The organism is Tardiphaga alba, from assembly GCF_018279705.1.
GTDB lineage: Bacteria > Pseudomonadota > Alphaproteobacteria > Rhizobiales > Xanthobacteraceae > Tardiphaga > Tardiphaga alba.
Map to the genome: position 1 here is coordinate 2,112,762 of NZ_CP036498.1, position 18,420 is coordinate 2,131,181.

Annotated in this window: 20 protein-coding genes and 1 pseudogene; 8 read left to right on the forward strand and 13 right to left on the reverse strand. The window is 58.9% G+C overall.

Going from position 1 to position 18,420, the window contains the following annotated elements; genetic code table 11:
• Positions 1–9: 9 nt before the first annotated feature.
• Genes RPMA_RS09985 through RPMA_RS10010 form a run of 6 tightly spaced genes read right to left on the reverse strand, consistent with a single transcriptional unit; the run spans position 10 to position 5,094 of the window.
• Positions 10–861: a Gfo/Idh/MocA family protein gene (locus RPMA_RS09985; RefSeq protein WP_249225713.1), complete on the reverse strand. Its 852-nt coding sequence runs from the start codon at positions 859–861 to the stop codon at positions 10–12.
• Entirely contained in the window at positions 845–1,246 is a 402-nt protein-coding gene (locus RPMA_RS28545) for an AAC(3) family N-acetyltransferase (RefSeq protein ID WP_408056518.1), read from the reverse strand. Before RPMA_RS28545 ends, RPMA_RS09985 begins: the two co-directional genes overlap by 17 nt.
• Positions 1,216–2,400, reverse strand: coding sequence for a UDP-N-acetylglucosamine 2-epimerase (gene neuC / locus RPMA_RS09995; protein ID WP_211912667.1), 1,185 nt, complete (start codon positions 2,398–2,400; stop codon positions 1,216–1,218). Before neuC ends, RPMA_RS28545 begins: the two co-directional genes overlap by 31 nt.
• The gene (locus RPMA_RS10000; protein WP_211912668.1) at positions 2,397–3,404 is read right to left on the reverse strand and encodes an N-acetylneuraminate synthase family protein; all 1,008 of its coding nucleotides are present in this window, start codon (positions 3,402–3,404) and stop codon (positions 2,397–2,399) included. The genes neuC and RPMA_RS10000 overlap by 4 nt, the downstream gene beginning before the upstream one ends.
• Positions 3,401–3,970, reverse strand: coding sequence for an acetyltransferase (locus RPMA_RS10005; RefSeq protein ID WP_211912669.1), 570 nt, complete (start codon positions 3,968–3,970; stop codon positions 3,401–3,403). Before RPMA_RS10005 ends, RPMA_RS10000 begins: the two co-directional genes overlap by 4 nt.
• The gene (locus tag RPMA_RS10010; RefSeq protein WP_211912670.1) at positions 3,967–5,094 is read right to left on the reverse strand and encodes an aminotransferase class I/II-fold pyridoxal phosphate-dependent enzyme; all 1,128 of its coding nucleotides are present in this window, start codon (positions 5,092–5,094) and stop codon (positions 3,967–3,969) included. Before RPMA_RS10010 ends, RPMA_RS10005 begins: the two co-directional genes overlap by 4 nt.
• Before the next feature lie 229 nt (positions 5,095–5,323).
• Between RPMA_RS10010 and RPMA_RS10015 the strand changes: the two genes are divergently transcribed.
• The 3 genes from RPMA_RS10015 to RPMA_RS10025 all read left to right on the forward strand — a co-directional run bounded on the left by RPMA_RS10015 (position 5,324) and on the right by RPMA_RS10025 (position 7,272).
• The gene (locus RPMA_RS10015; protein ID WP_211912671.1) at positions 5,324–5,746 is read left to right on the forward strand and encodes an aldo/keto reductase; all 423 of its coding nucleotides are present in this window, start codon (positions 5,324–5,326) and stop codon (positions 5,744–5,746) included.
• Between the two features lie 300 nt (positions 5,747–6,046).
• Positions 6,047–6,241, forward strand: coding sequence for a hypothetical protein (locus RPMA_RS10020; protein WP_211912672.1), 195 nt, complete (start codon positions 6,047–6,049; stop codon positions 6,239–6,241).
• A 23-nt stretch (positions 6,242–6,264) separates the two neighbouring features.
• Positions 6,265–7,272 (forward strand): GDP-mannose 4,6-dehydratase, encoded by a 1,008-nt coding sequence (locus tag RPMA_RS10025; protein ID WP_211912673.1) that lies wholly within the window; start codon positions 6,265–6,267, stop codon positions 7,270–7,272.
• A gap of 23 nt (positions 7,273–7,295) precedes the next feature.
• Here the strand turns inward: RPMA_RS10025 and RPMA_RS10030 are convergent, their stop codons facing one another.
• Genes RPMA_RS10030 through RPMA_RS10045 form a run of 4 tightly spaced genes read right to left on the reverse strand, consistent with a single transcriptional unit; the run spans position 7,296 to position 9,931 of the window.
• Positions 7,296–8,156: a class I SAM-dependent methyltransferase gene (locus tag RPMA_RS10030; protein ID WP_211912674.1), complete on the reverse strand. Its 861-nt coding sequence runs from the start codon at positions 8,154–8,156 to the stop codon at positions 7,296–7,298.
• An 11-nt stretch (positions 8,157–8,167) separates the two neighbouring features.
• Positions 8,168–8,851 (reverse strand): class I SAM-dependent methyltransferase, encoded by a 684-nt coding sequence (locus RPMA_RS10035; RefSeq protein WP_211912675.1) that lies wholly within the window; start codon positions 8,849–8,851, stop codon positions 8,168–8,170.
• A 13-nt stretch (positions 8,852–8,864) separates the two neighbouring features.
• A complete protein-coding gene (gene nusG, locus RPMA_RS10040; RefSeq protein ID WP_211912676.1) occupies positions 8,865–9,368 on the reverse strand; it encodes a transcription termination/antitermination protein NusG in 504 nt (167 codons plus the stop codon).
• Entirely contained in the window at positions 9,365–9,931 is a 567-nt protein-coding gene (locus RPMA_RS10045) for a winged helix-turn-helix transcriptional regulator (RefSeq protein WP_408056544.1), read from the reverse strand. The genes nusG and RPMA_RS10045 overlap by 4 nt, the downstream gene beginning before the upstream one ends.
• Positions 9,932–10,204: 273 nt before the next feature.
• Between RPMA_RS10045 and RPMA_RS10050 the strand changes: the two genes are divergently transcribed.
• The 5 genes from RPMA_RS10050 (at position 10,205) to RPMA_RS10070 (ending at position 15,523) form a co-directional block, all read left to right on the forward strand.
• A complete protein-coding gene (locus RPMA_RS10050) occupies positions 10,205–11,140 on the forward strand; it encodes a Gfo/Idh/MocA family oxidoreductase (RefSeq protein WP_211912678.1) in 936 nt (311 codons plus the stop codon).
• Positions 11,141–11,142: 2 nt separating this feature from the next.
• Positions 11,143–11,745: an acyltransferase gene (locus tag RPMA_RS10055; RefSeq protein WP_211912679.1), complete on the forward strand. Its 603-nt coding sequence runs from the start codon at positions 11,143–11,145 to the stop codon at positions 11,743–11,745.
• A gap of 188 nt (positions 11,746–11,933) precedes the next feature.
• Entirely contained in the window at positions 11,934–13,217 is a 1,284-nt protein-coding gene (locus RPMA_RS10060; RefSeq protein ID WP_211912680.1) for a nucleotide sugar dehydrogenase, read from the forward strand.
• A gap of 2 nt (positions 13,218–13,219) precedes the next feature.
• Positions 13,220–14,236 carry an NAD-dependent epimerase gene (locus tag RPMA_RS10065; protein WP_211912681.1) on the forward strand — a complete coding sequence of 339 codons (1,017 nt, stop codon included), beginning with the start codon at positions 13,220–13,222 and terminating at the stop codon, positions 14,234–14,236.
• 174 nt (positions 14,237–14,410) lie between these two features.
• Complete coding sequence (locus RPMA_RS10070) at positions 14,411–15,523, forward strand: AGE family epimerase/isomerase (RefSeq protein ID WP_211912682.1); 1,113 nt, start codon at positions 14,411–14,413, stop codon at positions 15,521–15,523.
• Here the strand turns inward: RPMA_RS10070 and RPMA_RS10075 are convergent.
• From RPMA_RS10075 to RPMA_RS10085, 3 genes and pseudogenes are all read right to left on the reverse strand, one after another.
• The gene (locus tag RPMA_RS10075; RefSeq protein ID WP_211912683.1) at positions 15,517–16,413 is read right to left on the reverse strand and encodes an FkbM family methyltransferase; all 897 of its coding nucleotides are present in this window, start codon (positions 16,411–16,413) and stop codon (positions 15,517–15,519) included. The genes RPMA_RS10070 and RPMA_RS10075 overlap by 7 nt on opposite strands.
• A gap of 186 nt (positions 16,414–16,599) precedes the next feature.
• Complete coding sequence (locus tag RPMA_RS10080) at positions 16,600–17,022, reverse strand: GtrA family protein (protein ID WP_249225617.1); 423 nt, start codon at positions 17,020–17,022, stop codon at positions 16,600–16,602.
• Between the two features lie 105 nt (positions 17,023–17,127).
• Positions 17,128–18,356, reverse strand: a pseudogene (locus tag RPMA_RS10085) (phenylacetate--CoA ligase family protein).
• Positions 18,357–18,420 lie beyond the last annotated feature (64 nt).

Sequence of the window (18,420 nt, forward strand, 5' to 3'; positions counted from 1 at the left end):
TTTCTGATTTCAGGCAGCTATCAAATCTAGGAGGCGCATCGTCTCCAAAGCGTCAGCGCCACCACAGGTCAAAATTTGGCTGTCTCCGCGTGCGTGGTTCAGAACCTCGGTTACAGCGGAAATGAAAGGGGATGAGCCCGTCATATTTGACAGATTTTCCAGATGTGGCGTGGCGCGTTCAAGATACCCCGTAAAGCGAGTGCTGGATTCGAAGGCTTCAAGCGTAATCTCACCTCGATCTTCTCTCGCGAGTAGTTGTCCATCGTCGCCGATGATCTCGACGTCGACGATCAAGCGATCTTTAAGGCCGGTTACCAGTATCGCGCCAGAGGCGCCGCTCATGAATTGGAGTAAAGCAGGGAGAGCTGGTTCGCCATCTTGGTCCAAAGAGGGAATTCGAAGCTGTGCTACGTTCGTCACCGGACCTCCAAGCATCACGGCAAGATCAGCAGCATGGCTCCCGATGGTCCAGAGCCGATTTGGCATCGAAATGCGCACCAATCGCGGAAGCCCGACGGCACCGCCATCGACCAACTCTTTTACTCGCCGCCACAATGGGCTCCATCGACGAACGTGATTGACGATCAAGCTCACATTGCGGGCTTTGCAGAGTTCATTCATGCTGATGGCATCGCTCAGATTGAGAGCGAGTGGCTTTTCGCACCAAATGGCGCGCAGATCCTGTGAGGTAATTGCTGCATGCAGCACTTCACTATGAGTCCCAGCAGGTGTGCAGATGCTCAGAATGTGAGGGTTTGTCGCTTTCATCATGGCGGCGACCGTCTCAAACACTGGTATTCCAGGATTAGCGCGAGAAAATTCTGAGCGAGCGGATTCCGAAGGGTCACAGCAACCTGCCACGAAAATGTCGCGACCTAGCGCGCGATATGCACCTAAGTGGGTCCAGACAATCTTTCGGCCAACTTCTCGATCGAATTTCCAGGCTACTTGGCCGAGACCGGCGATTGCGACCCGAAGAGTCGTGCTCACTTTGCAATACCCTCCTTATTAGCTGGATCTGAAAGGTCCCCGAACAAGCCGTCATCATGATGGTGCCGTTTGATATAACCGCATTGACCAACGCCTCGACCACTGCGCGTGCCTCGCCGATCACCAGGCCTAATGCGCTCATGCTGGAATAGACACACAGGGTGTCGCCGGTCTCGACGCCGAGCGAAGCCAGATTCTCTGCGATCGACTGACGTGTCGCAATTATCATGCGATGAGGCTTTCCTGAATCGTCCATGGCGCAGAGAAACGTGCGCCGCCGTGATGAAAGTCCTTGAGCAAAAGTCGAGCTTTGGCTGGCAGCCGCATCAACTCCTGAGCAATCCGCTGCCCTGCGTGACCATCGCCGTACAGCGAGACCTCGTCAGGATTAAAACGGCGGCCAAGAGCGGATTCCACTGCAGCTTTCACCATTTTGACGTCAGCATCAACGTGCGCCACATTTGCCCCGCGCGCACGTCCTTGCTGCCGTCCGCCCACATCGACGACGGGAAGTCCGAACATCCCTGCTTCGATGATCCCGCTGGACGAATTACCTAACATGGCTTCAGCATGGGCAAATGCGTTCGCATAGCGCGCCGCGCCCAGTGTGTCGCAATACACAACCCGGGAGTTAACCTTCGACAGTGCCTGCAGAGACTCATTGATCAGCGCGCCGTTCAAATCTGCATTGGCAGCCGTGGCCAAAACCTGAATGCCGAGCTGCTTGATCGCCTCAATAACAGCCTCGAACGCGGCGAGGGGTTTTTCAACATTGGTTTCGGGATGCACGGTAACAAGCAGAAATGGCTCGTTAGGCAAACCGACCGAGGCAAGGAATGCACGTCGTTCCACCAAATTCTGCTGGCGGAGACTGTCAAGGCCCGGCGCTCCCGTCACGTGGATGCGCCAAGGTTCCTCGCCCATTTTGCAGAGCCTCTCGGCCGCATCCGTCGTTGACGCGAAGTGAACATGCGCAAGCTTGCTAACGGCATGGCGCACTCGATCATCAACGGCGCCCAGAGTGAGCTCGCCACCGTGGATGTGAGCTACGGGAATATTGAAAGGGACGGCAGCGAAGACTGCAGGCGCGATGTCAAGCCGGTCGCCAAGAACGAGCAGGAGATCAGGCGCGATTTCAGCGAGCTGGCCGGCGATAGCGGTAACGCTGTCACCCATAGCTCTTGCCGCGGTTTCCGCGTCACGACCGCCGATGTCGTTCCCCGCAACATGAACCGGTATTCCAGCCGGGAGGCAGGCTATTGCCGCATCGTAATCGGTTGAACGGTTCGCATGTCGCCCTGTCAGAAGGACTTGGGTTTCGAGCTCTGGATGCCCCGAAGTCTGCCGCCACACCGCCGACAGACCACCCAGATCGGCACGGGAGGATGACACGATGAGAAGGCGCGTCATGGCGCGATATCGTCAGTGTTGATTGCCGAGTTGACACGGACATCTCTCACAAGGCGCCGGCCTTCGATGCCCTGTGAAGGAGCAATGCCCGTTGCAGGACGCAACAGAACGATATCTCGTGAAGAAATCACGTCACCTGCGCGCAGATCGCGCGTGCTGTGCCAAGACCGCCGTACCAAGCGTGCCGTCTCCATCTCCGCCGGCACAGGGCGCTTCACGCCGTCGCCGAGCATGGCTGACGTTTCCCGCAAGCGACGGACCATTTGGGCAAAGGCCGCAGGCTCGAGAGATGCGCGATGATCCGGGCCGGGTGAGTTGCAGTCGAGCGTGAAATGCTTCTCGATCAATTGTGCGCCGAGAGCAACGGCCGCCACTGACGCGTGATCATCAAGGCTGTGGTCGGAATAACCCACGGGCCTGCCAAAACTCTGAGCCAGTGTGCCGATGGCGAGGAGATTAAGTGCATCGACAGGAGCCGGATAGATCGATGTACAATGCAGTATGGTGACATCTGTTGCGCCGGCTGCATCGAGAACGGCGAGGGCAACGCCGACCTCGGCCAATGTTCCCATGCCGGTTGACAGCCACACGGGAAGGCCTTGACCAGCATAGGCCTTCAGCATGGGGTGGTTAGTCAATTCTCCAGACGGGATTTTCAGCGCGGGCATGCCCAGGGCGACAAGAGCAGCTATGGCATTGGTGTCGAACGACGTACACAGAAATCCAATGCCTTCATCCCTGCACGCGGCAGCGACGCGCGCATAGTCCTCGAGACTGAGTTCAAGGCTGCGCAACAAGGAGGATTGATCGGCGATGCCGGTGTTCGCCTGTTGATAAGCCGCGCTTTTCGCGCCTGCGGCTACGATGGTGTCGGTCTGAAAATACTGGAACTTGACGATATCGGCACCGGCCTTGCGCGCGGCGCGCACAAGGGCGATGGCCTTGTGCACGTCGCCATCGTGGTTGACACCGGCCTCTGCGATGATCGTGAGCGGGCGGGTCATATTGGGTACCGGGTTAGAGCCGGAAGTAGAAATGCCGAAGCAATGCTTGTACCGGGAAGAACGACAGCGCCTGCACCGATCATCGTCGCCTCACCGATGATGCAGTCGCCGAGAATGATCGCACCCGGCGCGATGTGACAACCATCGCCGACTGTCGTTTCGTGTTCGACGATCGCGCCGGTATTGACTATCGCTCCATCTCCGATTTTTGCGCCGGGTTGAATTCTGGCGCCCGCCATGATCTGGACGGCTCGCCCCAATTCGCTTGTGCGAGCGACAGATGCATCGGGATGAACCAGGTTCGGCCACATACGCTTGTCGGCCCAGTCAGCGTTCAATGTCGCGCGCCGACGCGCCAATGTCGCAGGTGACACGCCGCCAAAGCCTAGGGCCAAAGCTGCGTCGGGATGACTGTCGGCAGCCTCGGCGTCGCTCTCATAGCGCTTCGCAGAGAGCCATTCGGCTTGCATTGTGTCTGAATAGGCAACGACTTGTCCGCCGGACAGGGCGATGATGTCTGCAACCACGCGGGCATGTCCACCGGCGCCAATCAAGACAAAGTTCACGCGGCCGCCATTCCGGAATCGCGCCACACGTCAATTGCCGCGATCACCCTATCCTGATCGTTCTCGCTGAGGGACGAAGAGCAGGGGAGTGAGACGACTGTTCCCGACAGAGCTTCCGCAACTCCGTTGAGATAGCGCGGTGCACCCTGCCACGGTGCTTGCTGCGAAAGCGAGCGCCAGAAGATGCGTGCCTCGGCATTATGTTCCTGAAGGGTGCGGACCAGCGTACGCGCGGCGTCTTCGTGCTCGACCCGTACACTATACAGCCAGCAAGAACTCTCCGAATGGTCCGGTCGCGGCATGGGCTTGATGTCGGTGCGGCCGGCGAACGCAGCGTCGTAGCGTGCGGCGATGGCGCGCTTGGCGCTGACCATCTCGCCCAGTCGCTCCAGCTGCGCGAGGCCGACCGCCGCATTGAGGTTGGTCATCCGGTAATTGTAGCCGACCGCGTCATGGATGTAGTCGGCGCCCGGGCGGGCCTGCGTCGAGCGATGGCGAACGATCTGCGCAATATGCGCATCATCGGTCAGCACCATGCCGCCGCCGCCAGCTGTGAGTGTCTTATTGCCGTTGAACGAAAATGCCGACACGTCGCCGAGCGCACCGCACGGCTTGCCCTTGTATGTGCCGCCGATCGCGCCGGCTGCGTCCTCGACAAGCACGACGTCGTACTGGCGGCAGATCGAATGGATGCTGTCCAGGTCGGCAGCGTGACCCACCGGGTCGACAGCGATGACAGCTCTGATCGTCCGGTCGGCGGCGAGAGCTTTGGACAGCAGGATGGGATCCAGTGCCCAGTCGACCTCCGTCACATCGACGAAGATGGGCGTCGCACCGGCATGGGCCACCGCATTAGCCGAGGCCGCAAAGGTCCAGTCAGGGACCACGACGCGGTCGCCGGGTTTTATTTCCGACGCCAACAGCGCTAGGTGAAGGGCTGCGGTGCCATTCACCACCGCGATCGCGTGGCATCTTCCGGTCAGCGCGGCGATGCCGGCCTCGAACGCTGTCACCTCGGGACCGGCAGACGACACCCAGTTATCAGTGACGCATTTCACCAGCAGCTCGGCTTCCCGACCGCGAAGATCGGGGATGGCGAGAGGAATTCGTGACAATGGGGTCAAAGCTGATAACTATTTGAAAAAATAGCGAAAGCTACCGCAGTGCGGGTGAAAATGATCACCCTCACGGCCCGGCGAGATTTCTCTTAATGGTCGCAACATCGATCTTCCCCAGAGGGGTAAACCCCCTATAAGGTCTCGGTCAAGGGATTGTTCACGCTGTGAACATGGCCTTTTCGAGCGCCTTGTCGTTTGTATGGTTTCGGGGGATTTCTCATTGCCGGCGATGTCTGTGGCCTCACGTCTGACCCTTGTAACCGTCCAGTTGGGGCTGCCCTATGGCGTGGCCAATGTGGCGGGCCGGCCGGGGGAGGCGGAGGCGTTCGCGATCCTCGATAGGGCGCTGGGCGGTGGCATCGGCGCACTCGAGACCGCGCGTGCTTATGGTGCATCCGAGGAGGTGATTGGACGCTGGCGACGGCAGCGCGCCGCCCCGTTGCAGATCATCACCAAACTCGCGCCGCTGACAGCGGTTGACGGACGCATGAAGCGCGATGCCGCGGAACGGTCGCTGCGAGCATCGCTGGATGCCCTGGCGGCCCCGATCGATCTGGTACTTGCGCATCGGGAAACGGACCTGCTGTCGCCGGCCGTTCGCGACACTCTCGACGAGCCATTCGCGACACTCTCGACGAGCCAATTGCGCGGAAGTTGATTGGCGCTTTTGGCGCTTCAGTGTCAACCGTCGATGGCGCCGCTACCTTGATGGACTCCGTACGCATTGCGGCGATACAACTGCCTGCAAACCTCGCCGATCGGCGATTTGTACCTGTCGTCGCGCAGGCACAGCGTAACGGGGTTAAAGTGTTTGCGCGCTCTGTCTTTCCGCAAGGCGCACTTTTGATGGAGGCTGGGGCAGTGCCCACTTATCTCGTTATCTCACCCGCTCCAGCCCGTCCTTACGAAACTTGCCAGGATTTCGCTGGAAACTGGCAGGTCCGTATCGGAGCTTTGCATGATGGCGGTGCGTGATGGCCCTGGAAATGATAGCCTCGTGGTGGGTGTGGAGAGCGCCGAGCAACTGGCGCAACATCTTGCGGTGATCGGTGCGCCGCCGCTCGACCAGGAGACCGTCGCAGCCCTCGATGCGGCGGTGGCTGGGCTTCCAGCCGCGATTGTTGATCCCGCAAACTGGCACAAACTGAATTAACTTATGCTTATGGAGATCGCGCGGTGAACTATCGCTCTAGGAAAGTCGTTGTGACCGGCGCTGACGGCTTCATCGGCTCCCATGTCGTGGAAGAACTCGTTGCCGCCGGCGCGGAAGTGACCGCCCTTGCGGCCTATAACTCGTTCGATAGCCTAGGCTGGCTCGATGATCTCGCCCCTGAAGTTGCACGCAGCGTCAAGGCCGTCCGCGGTGACGTCCGCGACCCCGGTTTCGTCATGCGCCTGCTCGCGGGGCAGGAGATGTGTTTTCATCTGGCGGCACTGATCGCCATTCCGCATTCCTATGTTGCGCCGCAGTCCTATGTCGAAACCAATGTAACGGGCACCCTCAATGTCTTGGAAGGTGCGCGGGCCAACGGCCTCGCTAGAGTGGTGCATACATCGACGAGCGAAGTCTATGGCACGGCACAGGTCGAGCCGATGGACGAGAGCCATCCATTGCAGGGGCAATCGCCTTATTCAGCTTCCAAGATCGGCGCAGACATGATGGCCGAAGCCTATGCGCGATCCTTCGACATGGCGGTGATTACGTTGCGCCCGTTCAACACGTTCGGGCCGCGTCAAAGCGAGCGCGCCGTGATCCCGACGATCATTCGCCAGGCGCTGGACCCGCATTGCCAGCAGATCAATCTGGGCGATTTGTCGCCGCGGCGAGACTTTACGTTTGTCGTCGATACGGCTCGGGCTTTTCTCGCGCTCGGTGCCGCGCAGGATATTGCCTACGGCACGGCCTATAATGGTGGAACGGGCCGCTCGGTTTCGATCGGCGAGACTCTCGATGCGATCCAGTCGCTGTGCGGCACTGACAAGCCGGTCGTGACCGAGCAGGCGCGGGTACGGCCGGCTCATTCCGAAGTGCGTGCGCTGATCGCAGATCCGTCGCGGCTGCAACGAGCTTCAGGATGGCAGGCCTCATACTCGCTCGAGCAGGGACTCGAACAATCCATCGCGTGGTGGAAGTCGCGGATCGCTGTGGGACAAGTTCGTGCGTCAAGCAGCTACATGACGTGAGTGCGGGTGCGCACTCCCTGGCATTATCGGCTGGAGTCCGGCCGACAGCGTGTAGCCACGGTCTCCATCAGGACGAACGACGATAGAACGCGCGCGAAAAGCCTGCCAACACCTGGCACCCTGCACAGGCTGCCGATGAAAGTGCGCATTCCTCGCGGCCCGTCATAATACTTCATGGTCGTGAGTTCGACCAAGCGCTTCGCGGAATGATTGATCACGGGGCCAATAAATCGCTTTGACATGCTCACATGGGTCGAAGGCCAGCGCAGGTGCAGGTGATCGGGCCATTCCCGTCCGGCCGCTTTCATCAGTGATTCGGCAATCGCCTTCGGGAGCATGTGTAGGACCCAGGTTCGCGAGTGCGAATCATAGGGCACAAGTTTGTGTGGCACCTGTGCCAGCACAATCCCGCCATCGACAAGAACGCGGCCTTGCTCCGCATAATAGCTCTCGAACTGGGCTTCGGGAACGTGTTCGAGGACCTGATGGCTGATGATGGCGTCGATGCTGCGATCGGCAATAGGAAGTTCCTTGCCATCATAAATCGCAAAGCAATCGTTATTGTGGCCTAATGCGACGCGCGCCCAACGGTTCTGAGCTTCAAAATCGCCACCGACATCGACGCCGCGCGAATTGGTGAAGCCGATCGCGGCGAGCCAGACCAGTGCTGAGGCCGGTCCGCAGCCATGATCCAGGATGTGGAAGTCCGAACGCGGCCTGTCGCCGCGCCGGCTTTCAAATTCGTCCACGGCAAGGGCAAGATGATAGGGTTTGTCGTTTTCGTCCACTTCGGCGATGAGCGCTTGCCATTCTGAGCGCAGCTCGGCGTCTGTGGTCGTAGCGTGCATCCGCTCGACGCGGTTCAAGAAACGGTGCCAATCCATATTCTGTCGTTTCAAATAGGCAGAAGATAGCCGTTGGTGACGGCATGTCGTGCTTCCTTCAGGTAGTTACGCCTGAAAAAATAGCGCCAGTAGCTCTTGCCGCGTGTGCCGGCATTGTCGGCGGACCAGTGTGTCGTCGAAAAGGATAGCTGCCGACCGGCTATCTTGTGGCTGCCGCGAAGCCATTGCGCCCACTCGGTGGTGCGATAGCCAACATTGATGTAATTCTTGCAGAACCGCGGCAGCGCATCGTGCCAGATGATCGGGCCATGCGACGACACGATCACGTCGAACACTTCGCCTGTTCGTTCCAGATAGGCGAGCCAGTCTTCCTGGACGAATTCGACCTCAGGAAATAGGTGACGCCCAACCGCGACGCGGCTCGGTCCGATATCAAGGCCGACGACGCGTTCGGCATAGCTGGTCATCAGCCATGTTGACAAGCCATGGGCGCAGCCGATCTCCAGTACCGATTTCGGCTTTAGGTCGGCCAGCGCGTCGTAAGCCGCTTCATAGCGGCCGACGACATATTGCATGGCAAGGCGGGGCTCGTAGAGCGGGTTCATGTGGAAAAAGAATTCCCTGTCGATAGTCAGCTGCAATCCATCGGCGCGGCGCGTAACCTCCGCTTCCCAGGCATGATGTGCACCGCGTGCATGGTAGAATTTGTCGACGAGTTTTTCGGGGAGACTCACAATTATATTCCGATCAAACGGCAGGGGCGATGTGACTGACTGGGACGATGACCGGGAATTCTCGGCCAAGCAGCGATAACAGCGCAACGACTCGCTCGCTATCCTTCATTGCTTTGAAGATCGCGGTATGGCGCGCAAAAGCGCCATGCTGGATGCTAACGCGGTCGCCTTCTTGTGGCTCAAACTGACGTGCCAGAACGACATGTCCGCTTGCGTCCTGCCGCGCCCGAATGTCGGCAATCACAGTTTCGTCGATCGGCGCGGGATCGGTGCCCACGCGGATTACATCAACTGCGCCGCGCGTTGAACGAATGGCGCGCCAGCCCGAGCCTTCCGGGTCAAATGCAACGAAAGCGTAACGCGGAAACAGCGGCGAGGAGACTTCACTAACACGGCCCGCATGACTCCTGCGTTTTCTGAACTTCGGTAAATAGGTCTCGAAGCCCTGTCTGTCGAGGTGCTCGACGGCAACAGCTTCCATGCGCGGCTGCGTGTGAACAACAAACCAGCGGATCATGATTCGGCAGTTGATTGAGTGTTGAAGACGGTCGGCGGCAAGCGGAGCACGCGCGGTGCTAGAACACGTTCGGATTTGATGTCGCAACAATGCATGCCGATCATTTTCTCTGCATGCCGCATCGCGGTGACGATGACAGCATCGACGTTATCGAGGTCAGCCAATCGAGGTACTACCGGGAGCCCGCTGAACTGTGCAAGGTTCGAGCTGTGATCCACGATGCCGACGATCTTGATATCGACGTCATGTCTGCAAAGAGTGGCGATCTCCGCCAGTTCTGAAACTCCAACCAAAGCAATATTCTTCCAACCATTCTCGACACAATTTTTCATCAATGATGAAATCTGCGCGCGCGCGGTGCGGAAGAAGCGCAGCGATGAAGAGAGGTAGTCGCCGGTAAGACGAGTCTTCTCGGCGAAGCCATGTGGTGTCAGATAATACGCATATCGGCGACGCGGCGCCTGTTGAACCTTGATAAGGCCTTTGCGTACGCAGCGCTTCAGGTAAGCGTTTGCGAGGCCGAGCGCGACTCCCAGTTCACGCGCCATGTGGCGCTGCGAAATATTGGCGTTTGCATCGACCGTCGCCAGCACGCCCAACGTGATTTCGTCTTCGGCTGTGCTGTCATCGAACCTGCCGGACAGGTCGTGCAATGCTGAATCATGAGTGAGTTCAGTCATTCTGTGTCTTGGAGACTGCTCTTGCGGGGGCGGCTGCCCAATGTTAATCACAGATGTTCATAGCATGAACATCTGTGCAAGTCACCTGATGCGCCCACTCACCGGAATTGCTCGTCGCAACTTTCGTGTAGGCCTCGGTAAGCAATTGAAGCAGTTATGAAAACCTTCGCTCTTATCGGTGCCGCGGGCTACATCGCGCCGAGGCATATGCGGGCCATCAAGGCCGTTGGCGGCGATCTTGCCGTGGCGCTTGACCCAAGTGACTCCGTGGGCATCATCGACAGTCATTTTCCGGATGCTCATTTCTTCGTCGAATTCGAGCGCTTCGACCGCCATATCGACAAATTACGCCGTGCGGGGCGCGGGATCGATTTCGTCTCTGTCTGCTCTCCGAACTATTTGCACGACGCCCATTGCCGATTCGGGATGCGCGCTAATGCGGATGTCATCTGCGAAAAGCCGTTGGTCCTCAATCCTTGGAATATCGACGGTCTCAGCGATATCGAGCAAGAAACGGGGCGCCGTATCTCGACGATTCTCCAGTTGCGTCTGCATCCCGCCTTACAGGCGTTGAAGGCGCGGATCGACGCGACTGATCGGACCGACCATGAAGTGGTTTTGACCTACGTGACTTCGCGCGGAAAATGGTACAACTCGTCATGGAAAGGCGACACTGGCAAAGCTGGCGGCGTTGCGACCAATATCGGAATCCATTTTTTTGACATGCTGACTTGGCTGTTCGGTCCGGTCACGAAGCAGACGCTCTATTTGCGTGACAGGGATCGTGCGGCCGGCACGCTTCAATGTGGTAAGGCTGAGGTGCGCTGGTTTCTGTCCGTTGATCGCGCCGATCTGCCTGCCGAGCTGAAGGCTGGACAGACCACTTTTCGGTCGGTGGCGGTCGATGGCGAAGAGGTCGAGTTCTCGGAAGGGTTCACCGACCTCCACACGCGGTCATATGAAGAGATTCTTGCGGGACGTGGCTTCGGTATCGACCTCGTAAGGCCATCGATCAACATTGCTTCGGCCATTCGTGACATGACGGTCGTCACGTTGGATAAATCTGCACATCCGTTCGCGCTCCGGAGATGACGATGGGCACCGATAAATCAGGTTTGCTCGCGGATCCCCGTTTCCCAGGTGCTCTCATTCATCGGTCGTCGTTCGTTGATGACGGTGCGATCGTTGGTGCAGGGACAAAAATTTGGCATTTCTGTCATATCATTGCAGGCACAGTGATCGGGAAAGACTGTTCGATCGGCCAGAACGTAATGATCGGCCCGAAAGTAACAATCGGTGACCGCTGCAAGATCCAGAACAATGTCTCCCTCTATGAAGGTGTCGAACTTGGTTCGGACGTCTTTTGCGGCCCGTCATGCGTGTTCACGAATGTTCTGACGCCGCGCGCAAGTGTATCCCGCAAGAGTGAGTTTGCTCCGACAGTTGTCGGCCAGGGCGCGACCATCGGCGCCAATGCCACGATTGTTTGCGGACGTCCTCTGGGCGAATGGTGCATGGTGGGAGCGGGCGCAGTGGTTACACATCGTATCCCGAATTTTGCGTTGGTTGTTGGCAACCCAGCCAAGCGTATCGGCTGGGTTGCGAAGGCTGGCGATCGATTGGGGGCGGACCTTGTTTGCCCGCGTACCGGCGAGCGATACGAACTCATCGGCGACGAGTTGAGATGTGTTTCGTAAAAGTATCGACCTCGAGGCGTATTGGCCGGTCGATATATTATTGACAGTATCGCGATAGCACTGCGCGGTCATGGATGTGGCCAAGCAGTTCCCGCCTTAACGCTTGCGATATTGGTAAGGCCGCGGCTAAACAGATGCCGCAAAGGCGCTGATGATGGCGCGAACCTCAAATCCTGGATGATCGCCTGATGTCGCACGGCCGGAAGATTGCGGTGATTGGCTTGGGATATGTAGGCCTACCGGTGGCCGTCGCGTTTGCACGTGCCGGTAATCCCACCGTGGGCTTTGACATTGACCAAGTGCGCATCAAAGAGCTGAAAGCCGGTCATGATCGCACGCGGGAAGTTGCGCCGTCAGATCTTGAGATGCCGTCACTCGATTTCAGTCATGTAGGGGCGTCTCTCAAAGCTTCCGATTTCTACATCATCACTGTCCCCACGCCCATCGATGAGGCCCGACGCCCGGATCTCGGCGCGATGTTCTCTGCGTCGCGCAGCGTCGGCGAAGTCTTAAAAAAGGGGGATATCGTCGTTTACGAATCCACGGTCTATCCCGGTGCCGTTGAGGAAGAATGCCTGCCTATTCTGGCGAAGCATTCCGGCTTGCAGCCTGGCGTCGATTTTACCGTCGGCTATTCACCCGAACGCATCAATCCCGGTGACAAACAACATCGTTTTGAGACAATAACCAAGGTTGTTTCGGCCCAGGATGCTGACACGCTTGATGTTGTTGCCGCTGTCTACGGATCGGTGGTGAGCGCCGGAATACATCGCGCGCCGTCGATCAAGGTGGCGGAAGCCGCCAAGGTAATCGAAAACACCCAGCGTGATCTCAATATTGCCTTCATGAACGAGCTGTCACTCATCTTTAAAGCGCTTGAGATCGATACCGGCGATGTACTTGCCGCTGCGCGCACCAAGTGGAATTTCATGCCTTTCCAGCCAGGGCTGGTTGGCGGCCACTGTATCGGCGTTGATCCTTACTACCTGACATTTCGTGCCGAAAAAGCCGGATACCACCCGGAAGTCATCCTAGCCGGACGCCGCATCAATGACGGCATGGGGCAGAATATCGCACGCGAATGCATTCGTGGCCTGCTGCGTCGAAAAAAGCGAGGCGACGTTGTCACGATCCTCGGTTTGACATTCAAAGAGGACGTGCCCGATACGCGCAACTCCCGCGTGATCGATGTCATCAAGGAGCTGGAATCATTCGGGCTGACCGTGCAAATTCACGATCCATTGGCGCAAGCCGAGGATGCAAAGCATGAATACGGCGTGACGCTGACGCATCTTGACGAACTCGTGCCGGCCGACGCCGTCATTCTCGCGGTCGCGCATGAGTCCTACTTGACAGCCGGCTGGCCGCTTATCCAGAAATTGCTGGTGGGAGGCGAGGGGCTCGTTCTTGATGTCAAGATGAAGCTTGATCGCGCTTCGCTTCCAACTGGCATTGAGCTTTGGCGACTCTGAACATGACGGATAAGGCTACACTGGTCACCGGATCTGCCGGGTTTATCGGCTTCCACGTCGTGCAACGGCTGCTCGCTGCCGGCAGGCGCGTTATCGGTCTCGATATCGTCAACGACTATTACGATCCAAGCCTAAAGGAAGCCCGACTAGCCATCCTGGAGCGCGATCCGAATTTCTCGTTCGAGAGGCTCGATCTTACGAATCGTGGCGCGATAAAGGCCTTGTTTGAAAAACATCGCTTTCCGGTTGTGATTCATCTCGCGGCCCAAGCAGGTGTTCGCTACTCTCTCGAGAATCCACACGCTTATGCGGATGCGAATATCGAGGGTTTTCTCAACGTACTCGAAGGCTGTCGCCACTTTGGATGCGAGCATCTGCTTTTCGCATCCTCATCTTCGGTCTACGGCGCCAATACAAAGCTGCCCTTCTCGGTACGCGACAATGTCGATCATCCGATTAGCCTCTATGCAGCCTCGAAAAAGGCCAATGAACTGATGGCGCATTCCTACAGCCATCTTTACGGCTTGCCCGCGACGGGGCTGCGGTTCTTCACGGTCTATGGTCCGTGGGGACGTCCGGATATGGCAATGTTCATTTTTGCCAAGGCGATCGTCGAAGGGCGCCCGATCAAGTTGTTTAACCACGGCCAGATGCGGCGTGACTTTACGTTTGTCGATGACGTGAGCCATGCAATCGTTGAATTGATGAAACATCCGCCCCAAGGCAATCTGCAGTGGTCCGGCGATCGTCCGGATCCGGCAAGTAGCAAGGCACCCTGGAAGATTTACAATATTGGCAATAGTCAGCCAGAAGATCTGTTGAACGTCGTGTCCATCCTCGAAAGCAAGTTCGGACGGATAGCGACAAAGGAGTTTCTTCCAATGCAGCCCGGCGATGTGCCGGCGACCTATGCCGATGTGGAGGATCTCTATCGCGATATTGGATTCCAGCCTGCGACCAAGATCGAGGACGGCATCGACCGCTTCGCGCGGTGGTATCGAGATTATAATCGGGTTTGAGACATCGCCTTTTAGACGAGTTTCAGGGGCGACAGTGACGTCCCGATCGTTATGACCACACTTGGACCATTGTCGCCGGCTGTAATATGAAGGCGGCAAGGTGAGGCAAATGGATCTGAGTTCGGTATGAATGAGATCAAGACGGGTCAATGTGATGCAACACCAAGCGAGCCGATGGGTGATCTTTCGTATCAGATGATCGGGGCGCTCGCTCTCTGGTCAACAACGGGGTGGGATGCAGAAGCCGGCGGCTTCATTGAGAAGCTCGGTGCTCGCGGTGTCGCTGATGCGGTCGCCCCCCGCCGCGTGCGCGTGCAGGCCCGTCAGATCTACTGTTTCGCCAAGGCCGCACATCTCGGCTGGTATCCCGAAGGTGCCGCGATTGCGCGTCAAGGGCTCGATTACCTGATCGCCAAGGCGAAGTCGCCTGATGGCAAGCCTGGATTCGTGCATGTCCTTGCGCCCGATGGCGCGGTGCTCAATCCGCTGCGCGATACTTACGACCACGCGTTTATTCTGCTTGCACTCGCGACAGTTTATCAGCTCGATCGCGAGGTGCGCGTGCGTGCCGAGATCGACAGCCTGATGCATTTCATCGATACGCAACTGCGCTCGCCGGATGGCGGTTATGTCGAGGGCGTGCCGGCGGCGATGCCGCGGCGGCAGAATCCGCAGATGCATCTGTTCGAGGCGTTCATCGCGGCGTTCGATGCCACGCATGATCAAGCGTTCCAGCAACGGGCGGGGGATCTGTTCGGCCTGTTCGTGTCCAATCTGTTTGATGCGCAGAAGGGCGTGCTCGGCGAATATTTCGAGCAGGACTGGTCGCGGATCGAGCCGGTCAGTGTCGAGCCCGGCCATCAGGCCGAATGGGTCTGGCTGCTCAAACAGTTCGAGCGCATCACCGGGTGCCCGACCGGAAAGTATCGCTCGGCGCTGCTGGAAACTGCGTTACGCTATCGTGATGCCACCGGTTGTCTGGTGGATGAGGGCGATGCGCAAGGTAACATCGTGAAAGCGAGCCGGCGGCTTTGGCCGCAAACCGAGATCGTGAAGGCCTGGCTGGCCCAGGCCGAGTCCGGAGTGGAAGGGGCCGCTGATGAGGCCCGCGCGGCGCTGGTGCGGCTCGACACGCATTACCTGCAACATCCCGTCAAAGGCGGGTGGTACGATCAGTTCGACAGCGACGGCCGCTCGCTGGTCGACACGATCCCGGCGTCGTCGTTCTATCACATCCTGTGTGCGGTGGCTGAAGCCGAGCGCGTTCTCGGGCCTGACGCTCAGTAATCCTTTCCGAACAATGAGAATGGCTTTGCGTCCCTTGCACGCGCAGCGATAAAATCGCAGTCGCGCACGAACATCTCGTCATGCGCGCCGCCCGGATTGAGCGCCCGTTCGCCGGGATCATAAGCAACTGGCGCAAATCCGTGGGCGCGCAGATGGGCGCGGATGCCCTCGACGGTTTCGCCGTAGCGCTCGATCAGGCCGTTGATCTCGACCATGATCACTTTGAATGCGGGATTGGCGAGCATGTCGGGTGCGCCGCGCAGCACATGCATCTCATAGCCCTCCACGTCCAGCTTCATGGCGCTCGGGGTGCGGTTGCCGATGATGTCGTCGAGCCGGCGTTGCGCGACCACCGTGCCTTCGCCGCTCACCACATGGTTGAGGCCGTGCTGGCCGACCGACAGTCGGATCTCGCCAGTGCTATCACCCACGGCCACATTGTGAAGCTCGACCAGATCGTCGAGCCGGTTGAGACGGACATTGTCGGACAATGTGCGAAACGTGTCGGGTGCCGGTTCGCAGGCAATGACGCGGCATCCCGTGCTTTTGGCAGACAGCAATCCATAAACACCGACATTGGCGCCGATATCGAGCAGCAGGTCATCCGCGCGCAGGACGTGGCAGAAGAAGGCCATATTGTTGAAGTCGTAGAGCTGATGAAGATAGAGGCCGGTGGCGAAGTTGCTCTGGTTCGGTACAATGATCTGCAGGTCGTTCGGCATCTGCAGGACCACTTTGTGATTCATCGCCTTGCGCGCGAGATTCCAGCTCGCATAGTCGAACAGCGTCTTGGCCGCAGTCCCTCTGTTCAATGGATGACGCAGGATATCGCGCACGACGCTGAAGCGCTGCTTGCCAAGTCGAAGATATTGTAGGGGCCGGTAGACCATCGTCTGACGTCCATTCTGCAGTTCGGGGCAGCGTCGATCTGCCTGCAGGCATCGCAGGGATTGGTCATTCTGTCAGCTACAACCATGCAGAAGCGTTAAGGCTCCCGCCATTTCCAAAAGTGGTAGTTATGTCTGATGCAAATGATGGTCAGATGTTGCGTGACAAAAATCTGCCAGAGTAGCTTGTCACGCGCGCGGCGGAGTGCGGAACACCACAAAGTGCGACATCGCAAAATTCACGATGAATGCCGTGAAGATGGCGCCGATCTTCGCTGCATAGACGGGCATGATGTATGACAGCAAAAGCAGGGTGACCGTATTGGCGACCATGCCGACGGTGCCGGAGGCGACAAATGTCAGATAGTCCCTGCGCCGAAGCACGCGGCCGGACTCCGCGCGAAACGTGATCATCGTGTTCATCACGTAGGAGATCGACACCGCCACCAGCCATGCGATCACATTGGCTGGAATGAGAGGCACGCTGAGAAGCTGATAGGCGATACTGAAGATTCCGAAATCGATCGCCGCATTGCCGATGCCAATCACGCCGAAGCTGAACATCTTCGACACCGTCGGATGGCGCAGCCACGCTCCGACAGTTTGAGACATATTGTGTAACATTGCAGGCGATCGTCGTTTCCGGAAAGTCCCATGCTGCATAGCAGGATCGAGCCGGGAAGTCCGGGATTTTCGCGCGCGCCGGCCCCTAAGTCCTCAGGCGCCGCGCTCGTCCGCAATCACCTTGCCGTCATTGGGGAGCGAGGCCGGTGCCACCAGTTCGACGGCGCCGCCAAGCTTGCTCACATTGCGCAAGGTGGCTGCCACGGCCTGCTGGAGGCCGTCGTCGCTTTGAGACGTTGCTTCGGCCTTCAGCACCATCACGTCATTCTCGCCGCTGCGCGAGACCACCAGCCTGAGACGGCCGAGTTCCGGGTGCCGCTTGCCGATTTCGGCGATCTGTTCCGGGCGGACGAACATGCCTTTCACCTTGGTGGCCTGGTCGGCGCGGCCCATCCAGCCCTTGATTCGCATATTGCTGCGTCCGCAGGCGCTACGGCCGGGCAGGGCTGCCGTCAGGTCCCCCAGCGCCAGCCGGATCCACGGGTGATGCGGGTCCAGCGAGGTCACGACGATTTCGCCGACATCGCCCTCGACCACGGGATCGCCGGTGCCCGGGGTGACGATCTCCAGAATCAGGTCCTCGTTGACGACCATGCCCTCGCGCGCGGCGGTCTCGTAGGCGATGACGCCGAGGTCAGCGGTGGCATAAGCCTGATAGGCGTCGATGCCTCTGGCCTTGATTTCCGCCTGCAGGGAGGGCGGGAAGGCTGCGCCGGACACCACCGCGCGCTTGACCGAGGAAACGTCGCGCTGGGCCTTCTCTGCGGCGTCCAGCAGGATCTTGAGGAAGTCCGGGGTGCCGGTATAGGCGGCGGGGCGATAGGCCTCGATCAGCTCCAGCTGCTGGTCGGTATTGCCGGGGCCTGCGGGGATGACCGCGCAGCCGAGCGCCCGGGCGGCGCCATCGAACACGAAGCCGCCGGGCACCAGATGATAGCTGAAGGTGTTGAGCACGATGTCGCCGGGCTGGAACCCTGCCGCATGCAATGCCCGGGCGCCGTGCCAGGGGTCGGCCTGTTTCGATTCCGGCTCGAAAATCGGACCGGGGGAGGTGAACAGCCGGCCGAACGCGCCGGGTTGGGCCGCGACGAACCCGCCAAAGGGGGCTTGGCTTTGTGCAGGGCCGGGAGGTCGGATTTCCGCAGCACCGGCAATTGCGCCAGCGTCGCCGGGCTGATGATGGCGGCTGGATTGATGCCCTTCAGATGTTCCGCATAGGCCGGCGCCTGCAAGGCATGACGCAGCACGTCCGGCAGCCGGGAGAACAGGTTGGCGTGGCGGTGCGACGGGTCGCAGGTCTCGAGGCTGTCGAAATGGCGCATCTGGCTGTGTCCTGGTGGTTGCGACGTTGCGGTCGTTCCTTGGCCTGCGCTGTCGTGCTACGGG

Bases quoted from the DNA above. Each gene is read 5' to 3' on its own strand.
- RPMA_RS28545 (WP_408056518.1), bottom strand. From the start codon at position 1,246: ATGGACGATTCAGGAAAGCCTCATCGCATGATAATTGCGACACGTCAG.
- neuC (WP_211912667.1), bottom strand. From the start codon at position 2,400: ATGACGCGCCTTCTCATCGTGTCATCCTCCCGTGCCGATCTGGGTGGT.
- RPMA_RS10000 (WP_211912668.1), bottom strand. From the start codon at position 3,404: ATGACCCGCCCGCTCACGATCATCGCAGAGGCCGGTGTCAACCACGAT.
- RPMA_RS10020 (WP_211912672.1), top strand. From the start codon at position 6,047: ATGATGGCGGTGCGTGATGGCCCTGGAAATGATAGCCTCGTGGTGGGT.
- RPMA_RS10030 (WP_211912674.1), bottom strand. From the start codon at position 8,156: ATGGATTGGCACCGTTTCTTGAACCGCGTCGAGCGGATGCACGCTACG.
- nusG (WP_211912676.1), bottom strand. From the start codon at position 9,368: ATGATCCGCTGGTTTGTTGTTCACACGCAGCCGCGCATGGAAGCTGTT.
- RPMA_RS10050 (WP_211912678.1), top strand. From the start codon at position 10,205: ATGAAAACCTTCGCTCTTATCGGTGCCGCGGGCTACATCGCGCCGAGG.
- RPMA_RS10055 (WP_211912679.1), top strand. From the start codon at position 11,143: ATGGGCACCGATAAATCAGGTTTGCTCGCGGATCCCCGTTTCCCAGGT.
- RPMA_RS10060 (WP_211912680.1), top strand. From the start codon at position 11,934: ATGTCGCACGGCCGGAAGATTGCGGTGATTGGCTTGGGATATGTAGGC.
- RPMA_RS10065 (WP_211912681.1), top strand. From the start codon at position 13,220: ATGACGGATAAGGCTACACTGGTCACCGGATCTGCCGGGTTTATCGGC.
- RPMA_RS10070 (WP_211912682.1), top strand. From the start codon at position 14,411: ATGGGTGATCTTTCGTATCAGATGATCGGGGCGCTCGCTCTCTGGTCA.
- RPMA_RS10075 (WP_211912683.1), bottom strand. From the start codon at position 16,413: ATGGTCTACCGGCCCCTACAATATCTTCGACTTGGCAAGCAGCGCTTC.
- RPMA_RS10080 (WP_249225617.1), bottom strand. From the start codon at position 17,022: ATGTCTCAAACTGTCGGAGCGTGGCTGCGCCATCCGACGGTGTCGAAG.